At 64.6% G+C, this 16,695-nt stretch carries 16 protein-coding genes; 8 read left to right on the top strand and 8 right to left on the bottom strand.

What is annotated here, in order from left to right:
- The 4 genes from ACVW17_RS30785 to ACVW17_RS30770 form a co-directional block, all read right to left on the bottom strand.
- Window positions 1-1,221, bottom strand: a complete 1,221-nt coding sequence (locus ACVW17_RS30785; protein ID WP_456755363.1) for an ABC transporter substrate-binding protein — start codon at window positions 1,219-1,221, stop codon at window positions 1-3.
- Between the two features lie 197 nt (window positions 1,222-1,418).
- A complete protein-coding gene (locus ACVW17_RS30780) occupies window positions 1,419-1,847 on the bottom strand; it encodes a hypothetical protein (RefSeq protein ID WP_456798228.1) in 429 nt (142 codons plus the stop codon).
- An 81-nt stretch (window positions 1,848-1,928) separates the two neighbouring features.
- Window positions 1,929-2,609: a site-2 protease family protein gene (locus ACVW17_RS30775; protein WP_456755361.1), complete on the bottom strand. Its 681-nt coding sequence runs from the start codon at window positions 2,607-2,609 to the stop codon at window positions 1,929-1,931.
- An 83-nt stretch (window positions 2,610-2,692) separates the two neighbouring features.
- On the bottom strand, window positions 2,693-3,598 hold the full coding sequence (locus ACVW17_RS30770) for a DMT family transporter (protein ID WP_456755360.1): 906 nt from the start codon (window positions 3,596-3,598) through the stop codon (window positions 2,693-2,695).
- Window positions 3,599-3,692: 94 nt separating this feature from the next.
- On the opposite strand from ACVW17_RS30770, the gene ACVW17_RS30765 reads away from it, so the two are divergent.
- Entirely contained in the window at window positions 3,693-4,562 is an 870-nt protein-coding gene (locus ACVW17_RS30765) for a LysR substrate-binding domain-containing protein (RefSeq protein ID WP_456755359.1), read from the top strand.
- On the opposite strand, the gene ACVW17_RS30760 is transcribed toward ACVW17_RS30765, so the two are convergent.
- From ACVW17_RS30760 to gntR, 4 genes are all read right to left on the bottom strand, one after another.
- A complete protein-coding gene (locus ACVW17_RS30760) occupies window positions 4,559-5,305 on the bottom strand; it encodes an SDR family NAD(P)-dependent oxidoreductase (RefSeq protein ID WP_456755358.1) in 747 nt (248 codons plus the stop codon). The two genes, ACVW17_RS30765 and ACVW17_RS30760, sit on opposite strands and share 4 nt — an antisense overlap.
- Before the next feature lie 25 nt (window positions 5,306-5,330).
- Window positions 5,331-6,062 (bottom strand): SDR family oxidoreductase, encoded by a 732-nt coding sequence (locus ACVW17_RS30755; protein ID WP_456755357.1) that lies wholly within the window; start codon window positions 6,060-6,062, stop codon window positions 5,331-5,333.
- 124 nt (window positions 6,063-6,186) lie between these two features.
- Window positions 6,187-8,025 carry an IlvD/Edd family dehydratase gene (locus tag ACVW17_RS30750; RefSeq protein WP_456755356.1) on the bottom strand — a complete coding sequence of 613 codons (1,839 nt, stop codon included), beginning with the start codon at window positions 8,023-8,025 and terminating at the stop codon, window positions 6,187-6,189.
- Between the two features lie 212 nt (window positions 8,026-8,237).
- Entirely contained in the window at window positions 8,238-9,266 is a 1,029-nt protein-coding gene (gene gntR, locus ACVW17_RS30745) for an HTH-type transcriptional regulator GntR (RefSeq protein ID WP_456755355.1), read from the bottom strand.
- Between the two features lie 206 nt (window positions 9,267-9,472).
- On the opposite strand from gntR, the gene ACVW17_RS30740 reads away from it, so the two are divergent.
- The 7 genes from ACVW17_RS30740 to eda all read left to right on the top strand — a co-directional run bounded on the left by ACVW17_RS30740 (window position 9,473) and on the right by eda (window position 16,681).
- On the top strand, window positions 9,473-10,540 hold the full coding sequence (locus ACVW17_RS30740; RefSeq protein ID WP_456755354.1) for an ABC transporter ATP-binding protein: 1,068 nt from the start codon (window positions 9,473-9,475) through the stop codon (window positions 10,538-10,540).
- Window positions 10,541-10,618: 78 nt separating this feature from the next.
- Window positions 10,619-11,938, top strand: a complete 1,320-nt coding sequence (locus ACVW17_RS30735) for an ABC transporter substrate-binding protein (protein ID WP_456755353.1) — start codon at window positions 10,619-10,621, stop codon at window positions 11,936-11,938.
- Between the two features lie 108 nt (window positions 11,939-12,046).
- Window positions 12,047-13,006 carry a carbohydrate ABC transporter permease gene (locus ACVW17_RS30730; RefSeq protein ID WP_456755352.1) on the top strand — a complete coding sequence of 320 codons (960 nt, stop codon included), beginning with the start codon at window positions 12,047-12,049 and terminating at the stop codon, window positions 13,004-13,006.
- 66 nt (window positions 13,007-13,072) lie between these two features.
- Window positions 13,073-13,996, top strand: coding sequence for a carbohydrate ABC transporter permease (locus tag ACVW17_RS30725; protein WP_456798227.1), 924 nt, complete (start codon window positions 13,073-13,075; stop codon window positions 13,994-13,996).
- Window positions 13,997-14,065: 69 nt separating this feature from the next.
- Window positions 14,066-15,052, top strand: coding sequence for a D-erythronate dehydrogenase (gene denD, locus ACVW17_RS30720; protein ID WP_456798226.1), 987 nt, complete (start codon window positions 14,066-14,068; stop codon window positions 15,050-15,052).
- A gap of 25 nt (window positions 15,053-15,077) precedes the next feature.
- Complete coding sequence (locus tag ACVW17_RS30715) at window positions 15,078-16,034, top strand: sugar kinase (protein ID WP_456798225.1); 957 nt, start codon at window positions 15,078-15,080, stop codon at window positions 16,032-16,034.
- Window positions 16,031-16,681 (top strand): bifunctional 4-hydroxy-2-oxoglutarate aldolase/2-dehydro-3-deoxy-phosphogluconate aldolase, encoded by a 651-nt coding sequence (eda, locus tag ACVW17_RS30710; protein WP_456798224.1) that lies wholly within the window; start codon window positions 16,031-16,033, stop codon window positions 16,679-16,681. The genes ACVW17_RS30715 and eda overlap by 4 nt, the downstream gene beginning before the upstream one ends.
- Window positions 16,682-16,695: the final 14 nt, after the last annotated feature.

The following is a 16,695-nucleotide window of genomic DNA, read 5'->3' as shown; positions in this document are numbered from 1 at the left end:
TCAGCTCTTCTTCACCAGCGGGCAGACGCTCTTCTCGAGCGGCAGCCAGGCCTCATCCGCGGGGATGGTGGCGACAAGCTTGTAATAGTCCCACGGATATTTCGATTCCGATGGCTTCTTCACCTCGAACAGATAGGCCGGGTGGATCTTGCGGCCGTCGACGCGGATCGAGCCCTTGCCGAACAAGGGATCGTCGGTCGGCATCTCCTTCATCTTGGCGACCACGGCGCGGCCGTCATGCGGATTGCCGCCGAGCGCGTCGAGCGCCTTGAAATAGTGGATCAGCGACGAATAGACGCCGGCCTGCACCATGGTCGGCGGGTTCTTCTTGAAACGCTCCATGAAGCGCTTGGTGAAGGCGCGGGTCTGCTCGTTCATGTCCCAGTAGAACGTCTCGGTGAAGTTCAGGCCCTGCGCGACGTTGAGGCCGAGCGCGTTGATGTCGGTGATGAACAGCAGCATGCCGGCAAGCCGTTGGCCGCCCGAGACGATGCCGAATTCGGCGGCCTGCTTGATCGCATTGGTGGTGTCGCCGCCGGCATTGGCGAGGCCGACGATCTTGGCCTTCGAGCTTTGCGCCTGCAGCAGGAACGACGAGAAGTCGGCGTTGTTGAGCGGATGCTTGACGCTGCCGAGCACCTTGCCGCCATTGGCGGTGACGACCGCGGACGTGTCGCGCTCGAGCGCCTGGCCGAAGGCATAATCCGCGGTGAGGAAGAACCAGCTATCGCCGCCGGATTTCACCAGCGCCTTGCCGGTGCCGTTGGCGAGCATGTAGGTGTCGTAGACCCAATGCACCGTGTTCGGCGAGCACTGCGCGCCGGTGAGGTCGGACGAGGCGGAGCCCGAGTTCAGATTGACGACATTCTTTTCCTTGGCGAGGTTGGCGATCGCGAGCCCGACATTGGAGGCGGCGAGATCGACGAACACGTCGACCTTCTCGACATCGATCCATTGCTTGCCGATATTGACCGCGACATCCGGCTTGTTCTGGTGATCCGCCGAGACCAGATCGATCTTCCAGCCCTTGGCCAGCAGCCCGGAATCCTCGATCGCCATCTGCGCCGCCACCGTCGAGCCGGGACCGCCGATATCCTGATAGAGGCCGGACTGATCGCCGAGCGCGCCGACCTTCGCCACCTTGTCCATCGTCTGCGCCGACGCTGCGCCGGCGAACACGAGGCTTGTGGTCATGATCAGGGCTGCAATGGAATGCTTCATGTTCCCTCCAGTATGATTTTGTTTTTTGAGTTCCGCATTATGCCCGGCATCGGGCGCAGCGCCTAGGGCACCGCCGCGAGTACGTGCACGCGATATTCCACGCGGCGGCGATTGCGCGGCTGATGACGCGCGGCGCGATGCCGCGCCACCCGCGTGTCGGTCATCAATATCGGAGACGAAGAGAAGCGCCGACGGCGCTATCTCCAGTGGTAGCGGATCGCGACGTAGACCACGACGAGGCAGGCGAAGATCAGCGCCACCGGCATCGGACGCTTGGCGTTCGGGTTCGACGTATTCGTCTTCTTTGCGGGCAGGCGGCGGAATGCGGTGACATTGCCGGTGTCGGCGACCGGCTCGCGCGTCCGTGCCGGAACCTCGGGCGCCTTGCCGGCGCCGCCCATCTCCGCATAGTAGGTGCGGTACATCTCCTGGATGGTGGCCTCGCTGGCCTCGGCGTCGCTCATCTGCTCTGTGAGCTTCTTGTAGATGGCGAGGAAATTCTGCGCTTCGGGCGGCAGCGCCGAGGCGCCGTTCAGCTTGGCCATCATCTTCCAGGTTGCAAAGTCAGCCCGCGCACGCGTATCGGCGCGTCGTGCAATCAGCATATCGGCAGCTTTGATCACCATGGCCTCGACGCGTTCCTGTCCCCGCGCATGACCCCGGCAAGCGGGCACCGGTTTTCCGATCGGGTCGTGCACTCATGAAAGCTATGTGTTTCCGGTAATGAGGAGAAGGGCATTGATCACATAGCCGGTCAGAGTTCGCAGTATCGTTGAAATAACATCAAGATTTAGGCCGACTTGCCTGCCAATCACGGGCAGCAGGATCAGGAGCCCGATCAGGATCAGCATGCCGTAGGGCTCCAGCCGGGCCAGCGGGATGGCCAGCGGCCGCGGCAGCAGCCCGACCGCGACCCGGCCGCCGTCCAGCGGCGGGATCGGCATCATATTGAAGATCGCGAGCACGATATTGATCAGGAACGCGTTTTTCAGATTATCCGCGGTCCATTTCGCGGCATCGGCGGGAACCAATGGCAGCGCGTGGAATGCCAGCGCTGCCGCGGTCGCCAGGATGATGTTGGTGACCGGACCGGCCAGCGCCACCCAGACCATGTCGAGCTTGGGACGGTTCAGCTTGCGGAAGTTCACCGGCACCGGCTTGGCGTAGCCGAACAGGAACGGCGAATGCGCGAACAGCAGCATCGCAGGCAGGATCAGCGTGCCGAACGGGTCGATGTGCTTCAGCGGGTTGAAGCTGACGCGGCCGAGCTTCCAGGCGGTGTCATCGCCGAGCCGGTGCGCAACGTAGCCGTGTGCGGCTTCGTGAAACGTGATCGCGATGACCAGCGGCAGCACCCAGACAGAGACGTCGTAGAGGGAAATGTTCAATGCGTGCCGCCTTTAGGTTCGCGGGGACCGGACCTCAGGCTAGCACGGATTCGCTGATGGCCTTGCGGGCGAGCGGCCTCCGGTCAGTGCGTCTCCGGCGCGGCCATGCGCGCCTGGTGCGGCTGGGTGGTGGTCGCGATCCAGATGCCGACGAACACGGTGACGATGCCGGCCATCAGATTCCAGCTCAGCGGCTCGCCGAGCAGCGCGGCGCCGACCAGCGAGGCAGCGATCGGATTGACGGTGACCGAGATCGCTACCCGCGTCGGCGTCGTCCGCTCCAGTGCGAAGGCCCAGAGATAGAAGGTGAGCGCTGCGCCGAAGGCGCCGAGATAGGTCGCGCCGAACCATTGCGGTGCACCGAAATCGGCGACCGGCGCAAAACTGCCGCGCAGCAGCGAGGCTGTTATCAGGACCGCAGCGCCAGCCGCCATCGCCAGGGTGGTGAAGGGGATCGGGCCGGAGCGGCGGATATAGGATTTTGACCAGATGCTGTAGAGCGCCATGCACAGTGCGGCGGCGACCATCAACAGGTCGCCGCGCCAGGCGCCTTCTGGTGCCGCGGCGAGGCCGGAGAGCAGCGCCATCGCGACGCCGAGGATGGTGACCAGCACGCCGATGGTCTTGCGCGCGGTGAGTGGCTCGGCGCCGAGCGCGGCGCCGACCAGCATGGTCAGCAGCGGCAGTGTCGAGAGCGCGAGCGCGCTGCGCGCTGCGGTCGTGAAGATCAGCGATGCATTGAACAGGATCGGAAACGCTGCAAAGAACAGCAGGCCGAGGCCGGCTGTGCCGAGCCAGTCGCGCCGCGGCGGCCAGCTGCCGCGCTGGAGCAGCGCGAGCGGCAGCAGAAGCAGGACGCCGATGCCGAAACGGAACGCACCGATCGCCAGCGGATCGATGGCGCCGACCAGAAACCGGGTCGCCCCGATCGAGGTTCCGCCGATCGCGCTCGACGCGACCGCCGCCAAAATTCCCCAGAGCTCACCCATACCGCCTCGATCCCGTTGCTTCGCTTGCGCAATCTAGGGAAGGCGGCATAATCATGGAATGGAATAGATTTGATCAGATAAATCAGAGATCGTTATGAGTGCCTCCATCCTGGACCCGGATCTGCTGCAGGCCTTTGTCGCGGTCGCCGACCATCGCTCCTTCACCCGGGCCGCCTCGGCGCTGAACCGGACCCAATCGGCGGTCAGCATGCAGGTGAAGCGGTTGGAGGAGCGGCTGCAGGCCGAGCTGTTTCACCGCAGCACCTCGAGCGTCGATCTGAGCGCGGCCGGCGAGGGGCTGCTCGGTTACGCCCGGCGCATCCTGAGCCTCAATGCCGAGGCGGTCGGCCGGGTGCGCGCGCACGGCACCGACGGGCGGGTTCGCCTCGGGGTGATGGACGACTACGGCACGCTGATCGTGCCGCCACTGCTCAAGGATTTCACCGCCAACTATCCGCTGATCCATGTCGAGATGGAGACCGGGCTGACGTCGTCGATGACCGAGCGGCTCGGCGAAGCCTATGACCTCGTGATCGCGATGCACCCCGAAGGCCGCGGCGAGGGCGAGCTACTGCGCACCGAGCAGGCGGTGTGGGCCGCAAGCGCATCGCATCGCGTCGAGGAACTCGATCCGCTGCCGGTCGCGCTCTATCCGCAAGGCTGCCTGTTCCGGAGCTGGGCGATGCAAGCGCTCGACGAAGCCGACCGGCCGTGGCGGCTCGCCTTTGTCAGCCACAGCCTGTCCGCGGTCGAGGCGATCGCAGCCCAGGGCCTTGCCGTGACCGTGGTCAAGTCGGGCACCTTTCCGCCGGCGCTGCGGCGCCTGACGGCGCGCGACGGCATGCCGCGGCTGCCACGTGCGGAGATCCGGCTGCACCGCGCGCAAAATCTCTCGCGCGCGGCATCATTGCTTGCCGATCATCTCGTCGCGGCGCTTCGGCAGCCGGTGAAGCGCGCGAATTAGTAGGTCGCACGCCCGCCGGAGATGTCGAACACCGCACCGGTCGAGAAGGCGCAGTCCTCCGACGCAAGCCACGCCACCATCGCGGCAAGCTCCTCGACCAGCACGAAGCGGGCCTTCGGAATTTTCGACAGCATGAAGTCGATATGCGCTTGCGTCATCTGGTCGAAGATCGCGGTCTTCGCCGCTGCCGGCGTCACCGCATTGACCAGGATGTCGTGCTGCGCGAGCTCCTTGCCGAGCGACTTGGTGAGCGCGATCAGGCCGGCCTTCGACGACGAATAATGCGCGGCGTTCGGATTGCCTTCCTTGCCGGCGATCGAGGCGATGTTGACGATGCGGCCGTATTTCTGGCCGATCATAACAGGCACGATCGCCTTGCAGCAGATGAAAGGACCCTCAAGGTTGAGGCGTATCACCCTGCGCCAGTCGTCGAGATCGGTTTCCCATACCGGCTTGTTGGCTCCGGTGATGCCGGCGTTGTTGACGAGAATGTCGATCTTGCCGAACGCCCGCAGCGTCTGATCGCGCGCGGCGTCAACCGCATCGGGATCGGTAACGTCGGTCTTGATCGCGATCACGTTCTCGCCGATCGCTTTCGCGGTCTTCTCCGCCAGCGGCTGGTCGAAATCCCAGATCGCGACCTTGGCGCCCGAGGCGGCGAAGCGCTCGGTGATGGCGCGGCCGAAGCCCTGCGCACCGCCGGTGACGACGGCGCAGCGGCCGTTGAGGTCGATCTTGTTCATGCTGGATGCCTTTTGATCGGGGACGTCAGAGCATGAAGCCGCCGTCGACGACCATGTCGACGCCGGTGGTGAATGCGGCTTCGTCGCTCGCAAGATAGACCGCCATGGCCGCGATCTCCTCTGCGGTGCCGAGCCGGCCCATCTTCTGGCGGGCGACGAATTTCTCGCGTCCGTCGGGGCCTGCGGCCGCCGCGCGCTCGAGCATCGAGGGCGTCTCGACGGTGCCGGGGCAGATCGCGTTGCAGCGGATGCCCCGGGTGATGAAGTCGAGCGCGACCGCACGCGTCAGCAGCGAGACCGCCGCCTTCGACGCGCTGTAGACGTAGCGATTGGCCGGTGGCCGCAACGCCGCGCAGGACGAGATGTTGACGATGCTGCCGCCGCCGCCCTCGAGCATGGCCGGCAGGAATGCCTTGATGGTGCGGTGCATGGATTTGACGTTGAGGTCGAACGAGAAGTCGAAGTCTTCGTCCGAGCACTCCAGGATGGTGCCGTGATGCACGAAGCCTGCCGCGTTGAGCAGGATGTCGATCTTGCCGACGCGCGCGGCGAAGCTGTTGACGTCAGCCGTGCTGCGTACGTCGAGCCGCGCGGTCTCGGCGATGCCGTCCTTGCCGAGCGTGGCGATGCCGCTCTCGTTGATGTCGGTGGCGATCACGGTGGCGCCTTCACGCGCGAATGCGATCGCGCATGCGCGCCCGATGCCTGCCGCGGCGGCGGTGACAACGGCGCGTTTGCCCTTCAGTCGGTCTGACATTCATATCTCCCAGAGTTCGTCCTGATTTTTGTCCCGTCATTGCGAGCAAAGCGAAGCAATCCATTCCTCCGGTGCGGAGCTATGGATTGCTTTGTCGCTGCCCTCCTCGCAATGACGAAGAGTGTCAGTGATTATCCCGCGCCACGCCGACCTTGCCGGCGATGTCGTGGTAGCGCGTCGCGAGTTCGAGGCAGGCGCCGGTGGCGTGCTGGCCGACGGTCTGGCGGTAGAGCTCCTGCCACGGCGTCTGGTTGGCCGGGTGCGGGAAGCCGCCCTTGGCCTTCAGCTCGGCGCGGCGGGTTCGCAGCTCATCCTCCGAGATCATGATGTTGGCGCTGCCCTTGTTGAGGTCGATGCGCACCTTGTCGCCGGTCTTGAGGATCGCAAGCCCGCCGTCGGCGGCCGCTTCCGGCGAGGCGTTGAGGATCGACGGTGAACCAGACGTGCCGGACTGCCGACCGTCGCCAATGCAGGGCAGGGACAGGATGCCGCGTTTGATCAGCGCCGCCGGCGGCTGCATGTTCACGACCTCGGCGCCGCCGGGATAGCCGATCGGGCCGGTGCCGCGGATGAACAGGATGCAATGCTCGTCGATGTCGAGCGCCGGATCCTCGATCCGGGCGTGATAATCCTCCGGGCCCTCGAACACGATGGCGCGGCCCTCGAAGGCGTTGAGGTCCTTCGGGTTGGACAGATAGCGGTCGCGGAATTCCTTCGAGATCACGCTGGTCTTCATGATCGCGGAATCGAACAGATTGCCGCGCAGCACGATGAAGCCGGCGTCCTTCACCAGCGGCTTGTCGTAACCCCAGATCACGTCGCCGTCGGGCGCCGGCGCGTCCTTGCAGTTCTCGCCCATGGTGCGGCCGTTGACGGTCAGCGCCCCCTCGTGGATGCGCTTGTGCTTGATCAGCTCGCGCACCACCGAGGGCACTCCCCCGGCGCGGTGATATTCCTCGCCGAGATAGAAGCCGGCCGGCTGCATGTTCACCAGCAGCGGCACGTCATGGCCGTATTTCTGCCAGTCGTCGATCGACAGCTCGACGCCGACATGGCGCGCCAGCGCGTTGATGTGGATCGGCGCGTTGGTCGAGCCGCCGATCGCGGAATTGACCACGATGCAGTTCTCGAACGCCTCGCGGGTCAGGAAGTCCGACGGCTTGAGGTCTTCCCACACCATGTCGACGATGCGTTTGCCGGTCTCGTAGGCGATCTGGCCGCGCTCGCGATAGGGCGCCGGGATCGCCGCGCAGCCCGGCAGCGAGAAGCCGAGCGCTTCGGCCAGCGAGTTCATGGTCGAGGCGGTGCCCATCGTGTTGCAATGGCCGACCGAGGGCGCCGAGGAGGCGACGATCTCGATGAACTGCTCATAGTCGATCTCGCCCGCGGCGAGCCGTTCGCGCGCCTTCCACACCACCGTGCCGGAGCCGGTGCGTTGGCCCTCGTGCCAGCCGTTCAGCATCGGGCCGCCCGACAGCACGATCGCCGGCAGATTGACGGTTGCCGCCGCCATCATGCAGGCCGGCGTGGTCTTGTCGCAGCCGGTGGTCAGCACCACGCCGTCGAGTGGATAGCCGAACAAGATCTCGACCAGGCCGAGATAGGCGAGGTTGCGGTCGAGCGCCGCGGTCGGGCGCTTGCCGGTTTCCTGGATCGGATGGGTCGGAAACTCCATCGCGATGCCGCCGGCGGCGCGGATGCCTTCGCGGACGCGGTGCGCGAGCTCAAGGTGGTGCCGGTTGCAGGGCGACAGGTCATTGCCGGTCTGGGCGATGCCGATGATCGGCTTGCCCGACTGCAATTCCTCGCGGGTCAGGCCGTAATTGAGGTAACGCTCGAGATAGAGCGCGGTCATGCCCGGATTGTGCGGGTTGTCGAACCATTCCTGGGAGCGGAGCCTGCGGCCCTTGCCCTTTGTGGTCTCGCCTGCGGCGCCGTGCCCGTTGGTGTGGGGTTTTGTCATTTGTTTCTCCCGCAATGCAAACTCTGGATGGGCCCATGGAAGGGCTCTGGTTCAGCGCTGTTCTACCTTGCGCAAATCGTCGCGCATTACAAACCTCGACGATCACGCAGTGGTGTTTCGCTGGATGGATTGGACCTTAGTTGAAGGGACTTGGTTGCGCTACCATTTTGTCATTTTTTGCGTCCTTGTGGCGGGCCGGTGTCGAGCGGATGTCAGCTGCGTCGCGCTGAGCTTTGCCGTTCCATGACACTGAAGCCGAGATCGACGACGGGGTCCGTGGGACGGCGCCCCTCGAGCGTCTCGAGCACCATCATGGCAGCGTTTCTGCCCATTTCGTAGCGATTGGTGCGCACGCTGCTCAGCGTCGGCTCGCTCGACGCCATGAATTCGAGATCGTTGAAGCCGACGATCGCGATCTGCTCGGGGACTGCCATGTGCCGGCGCTTGCATTCGAACAGCGCGCCGAGCGCAAGGTCGTCATTGACGCAGAACACCGCGTCGATGTCGGGGGCCTTGGCGAGCAGGTCGGCAAACAACGTCCCGCCCAATGTCACCGAGGTCGGGATCGCCGTTGTCACAATCAGCTGGGGATCGAACAGCGCGGCCTCGGCCATCGCGGCGCGATAGCCGTCGAGTCGGCGCTGCACCCGCGGATCCATCCGCGCGCCGAGGAAGCCGATCCGCCGATAGCCCTGGGCGAGCAGATGGCCGATGGCGGCTTTTGCCGCGTCAAAATGCGAGAATCCGATCATCAAGTCGATCGGCGAGGGACCGAGCTCCATGATCTGCACGATCGGGCAATCGACCGTTTCCATGATGCTGCGGGAATCGGCAGTCTGGTTGATGCCGGTGATGATCAGGCCGGCCGGCTTCTGTGCCAGAAAAAGACGCAGCAGGCGTTCTTCCTGCAGGATGCTGTAGCGGGTGTTGGCGAGCTGGATGCTGTAGCGGCTGCCGTCGAGCGCGTCATAGATGCCGCGCAGCACATCGGAGAACACGTTGTTGGTCAGCGACGGGATCAGGACACCGATCACCTCGGTACGCTGCGACGCAAGCGCGCGTGCCGCGAGATTGGGCACGTAGCCGAGTTCTTTTGCCGCACTCTCGACCCGGGCGCGCTTGCCGGCCGATAGCGCCTCCGGATTCCTGAAGAAGCGCGAGGCCGTAATCGGACTGACACCGGCGAGCTTCGCGACTTCGGCGAGCCGGATCTTGCCTGGCGTGATGCGTTTTCGGGCCATTTGCCGCTCATAACACGACGTTGGTCGCAGACAAACCGATATTGACAGCGCTACCAAGCGGTTGCTAATCGAACGATTGCCAAAACCGGATAAACTGCGGACAATAACGCCAGTCCAGCAGAGCCGCGCACCCAGCGTGGCCGGCACAGAACAGAGCGGTGGCGGCACTCGTCGTACGCCGTCGGGAGCTTGAGGGAGGGAAGTGGATGTCGTCGGTCCAGATTCGCGACGTGCGGAAATCGTTCGGCAATTTCGAGGTCCTGCACGGCGTGTCGATCCCGATCGAGGACGGCGAATTCGTCGTCCTGGTCGGCCCCTCCGGCTGCGGCAAGTCGACCCTGCTGCGCATGCTGGCGGGTCTTGAGAACATCACCTCAGGCACGATCTCGATCGGTGACCGCGTCGTCAACAATGTCCAGCCCAAAGAGCGCGACATTGCGATGGTGTTCCAGAACTACGCGCTCTATCCGCACATGACGGTCGCCGACAATATGGGCTTCTCGCTCAAGCTGCGCGGCGCCAAGCCCGAGGAGATCGCGACCGGCGTCAAGCGCGCCGCGGAAATCCTGGCGCTGACGCCGCTACTGGAGCGCTATCCACGCCAGCTCTCCGGCGGCCAGCGCCAGCGCGTCGCGATGGGCCGCGCCATCGTCCGCGATCCCCAGGTGTTCCTGTTCGACGAGCCGCTGTCCAACCTCGACGCCAAGCTGCGTGTTGCGATGCGCACCGAGATCAAGGAGCTGCACCAGCGGCTCAAGACCACGACGGTCTACGTCACCCACGACCAGATCGAGGCCATGACCATGGCCGACAAGATCGTCGTGATGCATGACGGCATCGTCGAGCAGATGGGCTCGCCGCTCGAGCTCTACGACACCCCGGCGAACCAGTTCGTGGCCGGTTTCATCGGCTCGCCCGCGATGAACTTCCTCAAGGGTAATGTGAAGGTGAACGGCGCCGCCTATTTCGAGGGACCGAACGGCGTCAAGCTGCCGCTGAAATCGGCGCCGGCCAATTCCGACGGCAAGCCCGCGGTCTATGGCGTGCGGCCGGAGCATTTCACCATCGCCGATGACGGCGCCGAAGCCGAGATCGTGGTGGTCGAGCCGACCGGCTCGGAGACCCAGGTGTTCGCCAAGCTCGGCGGCGAGCAGGTCGTCGCGGTGTTCCGCGAGCGCCATCTGTTCAATCCCGGCGACAAGGTTCGGCTCAAGCCGGACCCGGCGCTGGTCCATTTGTTCGACGATTCGACGGGGAAGCGACTGAACGGCTGACGGACTGATTTGATCCGAATGGCCGACCAACAGGCCAGATCAAAAACAATAAAAACACAGTCATTGGGAGGAAGGACGATGCACGATTTTACGCGCCGCTCGCTACTTCAGGGCGGCACCGCGCTGGCCGCAACCGGGATGCTGACCGGGCCGGCGCTGCTTGACTTTGCCAAGGCCTGGGCACAGAGCGCGCCCTGGAAGGCGGAGCCCGGCGCCAAGCTCACCGTGATGCGCTGGAAGCGATTCGTGCCCGCGGAAGACGATGCGTTCAACGCCATGGTCGTGGCCTTCAAGGCGGCCACCGGCACCGAGATGAACGTGTTCAGCGAGTCCTTTGAGGACGTGCAGCCGAAGGCCTCGGTTGCCGCCAACACCGGCTCGGGTCTCGACCTCGCCTGGGGCCTGCACACGCTGCCGCAGCTGTTCCCGACCAAGGTCCTCAAGATGAACGACGTTGCCGATTATCTCGGCAACAAATACGGCGGCTGGACCGAAGCCGCGGCCAAGACCTGCAAGCAGGGCAATGACTGGCTCGGCATTCCCGTCGCGACCATCGGCGGCTATCTGACCTATCGCAAATCGGCGGTCGAGAAGGCCGGCTTCAAGCAGGTGCCGGCCGACTTCCCCGCCTATCTCGAACTGTGCAAGGCGCTGAAGGCGAACAATACGCCGGCCGGCTTCGCGCTCGGCCATGCCACTGGCGACGCCAACGCCTGGGTGCACAACATCCTGTGGGGCTTCAATGCCTGGACCGTCGACAAGGACGACAAGGTCATCATCAACTCGCCGGAGACGATGAAGGCGCTGGAATACGCCAAGGCGTTGTCGGAGACCTTCATTCCCGGCGTCGCGTCCTGGAACGACTCCTCCAACAACAAGGCGTTCCTGTCCGGCGAACTGTACCTGACCTCGAACGGCATCTCGATCTACGTCGCGGCCAAGGACGATCCGAGCAAGAAGGAGCTCGCCGACGATATCGACCACGCGCTGTGGCCGGTCGGCCCGATCGGCAAGCCGACCGAATTGCAGCTTGCGGTTCCGATCCTCGCCTTCAACTTCTGCAAATATCCGAATGCGGCGAAGGCGTTCATCGCCTTCATGCTGGAGAAGGAGAACTTCGAGAAGTGGCTGTCGGGCGCGCGGGGCTATCTGACCCACACGCTCAACGCTTACGACTCGGCTCCGGTGTGGACCGCCGACCCGAAGAATGCGGTGTTCGGCCAGGCCTCCAAGCGCGCGCTGCCGGCGTCCGGCATCGGCACGCCTGGCGAGAAGGCCGCGACCGCGATCGCCGACTTCATCGTGGTCGACATGTTCGCGAACTACTGCACCGGCGCCAAGGACGGCAAGACCGCGATGGCCGAAGCCGAGCGGCAGCTGAAGCGCATCTATCGCTGATGTGATCGGTGCGGGCGGCAGAGGACCGCCGTCCGCACCATCATTGGAATGCATCATTGGAAGTTTGCGTGGTCATGCTCAATCCGTTGAGCAATCGGGACATCGCCCATGGCTGACATTGCGCTCGCGCCGCGACGTGCGAAGACCGAAATCCGCGAAGCGTCCGCCTGGGACCAGCTCCGCCACAACAAGAACTGGCTCGGCTTCTGGTTCATGCTGCCGGCGATGGCGTTCCTGATCTTCTTCCTGGCCTATCCGCTGGGCCTCGGGGTCTGGCTGTCCTTCACCGACACCCGCATCGGCCGGGTCGGTCATTTCATCGGCACCGAAAACTATGAGTGGCTGTGGGACGATTCGATCTTCTGGCTGTCGGTGTTCAACACGCTACTCTACACCTCCATCGCCAGCGCCATCAAATTTGCGGTCGGGCTCTATCTCGCGCTGCTGCTCAACGAGCGCATGCCGTTCAAGGCGCTGCTGCGCGCCGCGGTGCTGATCCCCTTCATCGTGCCGACCGTGCTGTCGGCGCTGGCGTTCTGGTGGATCTTCGATTCCCAGTTCTCGATCATCTCCTGGTCGCTCAGGCACCTCGGCCTGATCACCCAGAACATCAACTTCCTCGGTGACACCACCTGGGCCCGGATCTGCGTGATCTTCGCCAATATCTGGCGCGGCGTGCCGTTTGTCGCGATCACGCTGCTGGCCGGCCTGCAAACCGTGCAGCCTTCGCTCTATGAAGCCGCGACGCTGGACGGCGCCTCGCGCTGGCAGATGTTCCGTTTCATCACCTATCCGTTGCTGACGCCGATCATCGCGGTCGTGATGACGTTCTCGGTGCTGTTCACCTTCACCGATTTCCAGCTGATCTGGGCGATGACCCGCGGCGGCCCGGTCAACGCCACCCATCTGATGGCGACGCTGTCCTATCAGCGCGCGATCATCGCCGGGCAATTGGGCGAGGGCGCCGCGATCTCGAGCGCGATGATCCCGTTCCTGCTCGCCGCGATCATGGTGTCCTGGTTCGGCTTGCAGCGCCGGAAGTGGCAGCAGGGAGAGAGCAATGACTGATCTTTGCCGCCGCTGCTGCTTTTTTGCGCGAACGGGGCAGGCCCCGCGCGCGCCAGGGAGAGAGCAATGACTGATCTTCCTGCCCAGAAGGTCGACCTCAAGTCCATCCTGTCGACGCCGGCGCGCGCCGACAACAGCGAGGGCATGAGCTATTTGCAGTCGGTGCCGCGGCGGATCGTGACGCTGTACATTCCGCTGTCGATCATCGTCATCATCCTGCTGTTCCCGTTCTATTGGATGGGACTGACGGCGATCAAGCCGGACGACCAGCTGCTCGACCTCGACAAATACAATCCGTTCTGGATCTGGAATCCGACCTTCAAGCACATCCACAAGCTGCTGTTCGAGAGCTACTATCCGCACTGGCTCTGGAACACGATGTATGTCGCGGTCGGCGCCACCGTGCTGTCGATCATCGCGAGCGTGCTGGCGGCCTATGCCATCGTGCGACTGCGCTACAAGGGTGCCAATCTCGTCGGCGGGCTCATCTTCCTGGCCTATCTGGTGCCGCCGTCGATCCTGTTCATTCCGCTGGCGACCGTCGTGTTCCAGTACGGCCTGTTCGACTCGCCGTTGGCGCTGATCCTGACCTATCCGACCATCCTGATCCCGTTCTCGACCTGGCTTCTGATGGGCTATTTCAAGACCATCCCGTTCGAGCTCGAGGAATGCGCGCTGATCGACGGTGCCAGCCGCTGGCAGATCCTGATCAAGATCGTGCTGCCGCTCGCCGTTCCCGGCCTGATCTCGGCCTTCATCTTCTGCTTTACGCTGTGCTGGAACGAGTTCATCTACGCGCTGACGTTCCTGCAATCGACCCCGAACAAGACGGTGCCGGTCGCCATCGTCAACGAATTCGTCGACGGCGACATCTATCGCTGGGGTTCCCTGATGGCAGGGGCGCTATGCGGCTCGCTGCCGCTGGTTATTCTTTACGCCTTCTTCGTTGAGCACTATGTCTCGGCGATGACGGGTGCCGTGAAGGAATGACGCGCAAGGCCCGCAGCTGAATTCGAACAACAAGCCAAGACAACAACACAAGAAAAGGAGAGCAGGGTCGTGCACATTCTGATTCTGGGCGCCGCCGGCATGGTCGGCCGCAAGCTGACCGAACGGTTGCTGCGTGAGGGCCGTCTCGGCAGGCAGGACATCAGCAAGATGACCCTGCAGGACGTGGTCGCGCCGCAGAAGCCCGCGAATGCCGCGATCCCGGTCAATGTCATCGCGTCCGATTTCGCCGATGCCGGCGCCGCGGCGCCGCTGATCGCCGAGCGCCCAGACGTGATCTTCCACCTCGCCGCGATCGTGTCGGGTGAGGCGGAGGCCGAGTTCGACAAGGGCTACCGGATCAATCTCGACGGCACCCGTTATCTGATCGAGGCGATCCGCGCCGTCGGCGGCGGCTACAAGCCGCGGCTGGTGTTCACCTCCTCGATCGCGGTGTTCGGCGCACCGTTCCCGGAGAAGATCGGCGACGAGTTCTTCCACACCCCGCTGACCAGCTACGGCACCCAGAAGTCGATCTGCGAGCTGCTGATCAACGACTACACCCGCAAGGGCCTGCTCGACGGGATCTCGATCCGCCTGCCGACCATTTGCGTGCGTCCGGGCAAGCCGAACAAGGCGGCGTCCGGCTTCTTCTCCAACATCATCCGCGAGCCATTGGCGGGCGAGGAGGCGGTGTTGCCGGTCTCCGAGGACGTGCGGCACTGGCACGCCTCGCCGAAATCGGCGGTCGGCTTCCTGATCCATGCCGGTACCATGGATCTCAACGCGATGGGCCCCCGGCGCAATCTCAGCATGCCCGGGATGTCCGTTACCGTCGGCGAGCAGATCGCCGCGCTGGAGCGCGTCGCCGGCAAGAACGTCACCGCGCGGATCAAGCGGGTGCCAGATCCGACCATCATCGGCATCGTCTCCGGCTGGCCGCGCGATTTCGCCACCGAGCGCGCGCTGCAGCTCGGCTTCACCACTGCCGAGAAGACATTCGACGACATCATCCGCATCCACATCGAGGACGAGCTCGGCGGCAAGTTCGCCGCCTAGCTCGCTCAGGCGCGCGGGCCTTGCCATGACGAGGGTTGCCAGCATCGGCGAATGCATGATCGAGCTGCGCGCGGCGCCGGGTGGGCAGCTCGGCGGGCTGTATTCGCGCTCCTATGGCGGCGACACGCTCAACACCGCGGTCTACCTGTCCCGGCTCGGCGTCCACATCGACTACATCACGGCGCTCGGCGACGATGCGCTCAGCGATGAGATGATCGCCGGCTGGGCGGCGGAAGGCATCGGCACCAAGCATGTCGCGCGATTGGCGGGCAAGCTGCCCGGCCTCTACATGATCCAGACCGACGACAAGGGCGAGCGGCGCTTCTTCCACTGGCGCGACAGCGCCGCCGCGCGCGAGCTGATGGACCTGCCCGAGACGGAGGATCTCCTGAACTCGCTCGCGACATACGACCTCGTCTATCTGTCGGCGATCACGCTCTCGATCCTGCGCGAGGAGGGGCGGGAGCGGTTGATAACAGCGCTGAAGCGTGCGCGGTTGCTCGGCACGCGCTTCGCGTTCGACACCAATTTTCGCGCCCGCGGTTGGCCGGACCTCGCGATCGCACGAAAGGTCTTCAGCAGCGCATTCGAGGCGGCCGATATCGTGCTCGCCTCCACCGAAGATCTGGCGCCGCTCTATCCCGACGAGGACAACACCGCGCTGCTCGCCGGCATCTCGAGCCCCGAGGTGGTGCTGAAGCTTGTCGAGCCTGCCTGCATCGTGCGCTCCGCCGGCGGAACGCGCGAGGTGAAGGCCGAGCCGCTGATCAAGCCGGTGGTCGATACCACGGCGGCCGGCGACAGTTTTGCCGCGGCCTATCTCGCCGCGCGGCTCGGTGGCGTCGAGCCCGAGGAGGCGGCGCGCGCCGGCCATCGCCTCGCCGGTGTCGTGGTGTGCTATCCCGGCGCCATCATTCCGCGTTACGCCATGCCGCCGAAGAAGGCGCCCCGCCCCCCACCATCCCGCAAGGCCTCGCAATGACGACCACATCGAAGCAGGAGCAGATCGCCGAGCTGATCCGCCAGGCCACTGTGATCCCGGTGCTGACCATCGAGCGACTCGAGGATGCGGTGCCGCTCGGCAAAGCATTGGTCGCGGGCGGCGTGCGGACGCTCGAGGTGACGCTGCGGACGGCGGTCGCGGTCGATGCGGCCAAGGCGATCATCGCCGAGGTGCCCGGTGCGGTGGTTGGCATCGGCACCATCCTCAATGCCGACGATCTGGCGCGCGCCGAGGCGCTCGGCGCCAAATTCGGCATCAGCCCGGGCGCAACGCCCGAACTTTTGAAGGCGGTCGCCGCCAGCAAGCTGCCCTTCGCGCCGGGAATCGCGACGGCCTCCGAGCTGATGCAGGCGCTGGCGCACGGCTTCGACGTCGTCAAATTCTTCCCCGCCGAACAGGCCGGCGGTATCAAGGCACTGCGGGCGCTGGCCGGTCCATTCCCCAACGTCAGGGTCTGCCCGACCGGCGGGATCGGCGAGGCCAATGCGGCGACCTGGCTTGCGGAGCCGAATGTGCTCGCAGTCGGCGGCTCCTGGCTCTGCCCGGCGGCCGATATCCGCGCCGGCAACTGGGCAGGCATAACCGCCATGTGCGCCAAGGCGATGAAAACGCTGAAAGCTAGCTGAAGATACGCTACATA

Source organism: Bradyrhizobium sp. USDA 4473, from assembly GCF_054063335.1.
Note: the sequence above shows the minus strand (reverse complement) of the source record. Positions and strands in the feature narration are given on the sequence as shown.

Coding starts and splice junctions, on each gene's coding strand:
- ACVW17_RS30715 (WP_456798225.1), top strand. CDS start 15,078: ATGACGAGGGTTGCCAGCATCGGCGAATGCATGATCGAGCTGCGCGCG.
- ACVW17_RS30740 (WP_456755354.1), top strand. CDS start 9,473: ATGTCGTCGGTCCAGATTCGCGACGTGCGGAAATCGTTCGGCAATTTC.
- ACVW17_RS30725 (WP_456798227.1), top strand. CDS start 13,073: ATGACTGATCTTCCTGCCCAGAAGGTCGACCTCAAGTCCATCCTGTCG.
- ACVW17_RS30765 (WP_456755359.1), top strand. CDS start 3,693: ATGAGTGCCTCCATCCTGGACCCGGATCTGCTGCAGGCCTTTGTCGCG.
- ACVW17_RS30780 (WP_456798228.1), bottom strand. CDS start 1,847: ATGGTGATCAAAGCTGCCGATATGCTGATTGCACGACGCGCCGATACG.
- ACVW17_RS30770 (WP_456755360.1), bottom strand. CDS start 3,598: ATGGGTGAGCTCTGGGGAATTTTGGCGGCGGTCGCGTCGAGCGCGATC.
- ACVW17_RS30755 (WP_456755357.1), bottom strand. CDS start 6,062: ATGTCAGACCGACTGAAGGGCAAACGCGCCGTTGTCACCGCCGCCGCG.
- ACVW17_RS30785 (WP_456755363.1), bottom strand. CDS start 1,221: ATGAAGCATTCCATTGCAGCCCTGATCATGACCACAAGCCTCGTGTTC.
- gntR (WP_456755355.1), bottom strand. CDS start 9,266: ATGGCCCGAAAACGCATCACGCCAGGCAAGATCCGGCTCGCCGAAGTC.
- ACVW17_RS30750 (WP_456755356.1), bottom strand. CDS start 8,025: ATGACAAAACCCCACACCAACGGGCACGGCGCCGCAGGCGAGACCACA.
- ACVW17_RS30730 (WP_456755352.1), top strand. CDS start 12,047: ATGGCTGACATTGCGCTCGCGCCGCGACGTGCGAAGACCGAAATCCGC.
- ACVW17_RS30735 (WP_456755353.1), top strand. CDS start 10,619: ATGCACGATTTTACGCGCCGCTCGCTACTTCAGGGCGGCACCGCGCTG.
- ACVW17_RS30760 (WP_456755358.1), bottom strand. CDS start 5,305: ATGAACAAGATCGACCTCAACGGCCGCTGCGCCGTCGTCACCGGCGGT.
- eda (WP_456798224.1), top strand. CDS start 16,031: ATGACGACCACATCGAAGCAGGAGCAGATCGCCGAGCTGATCCGCCAG.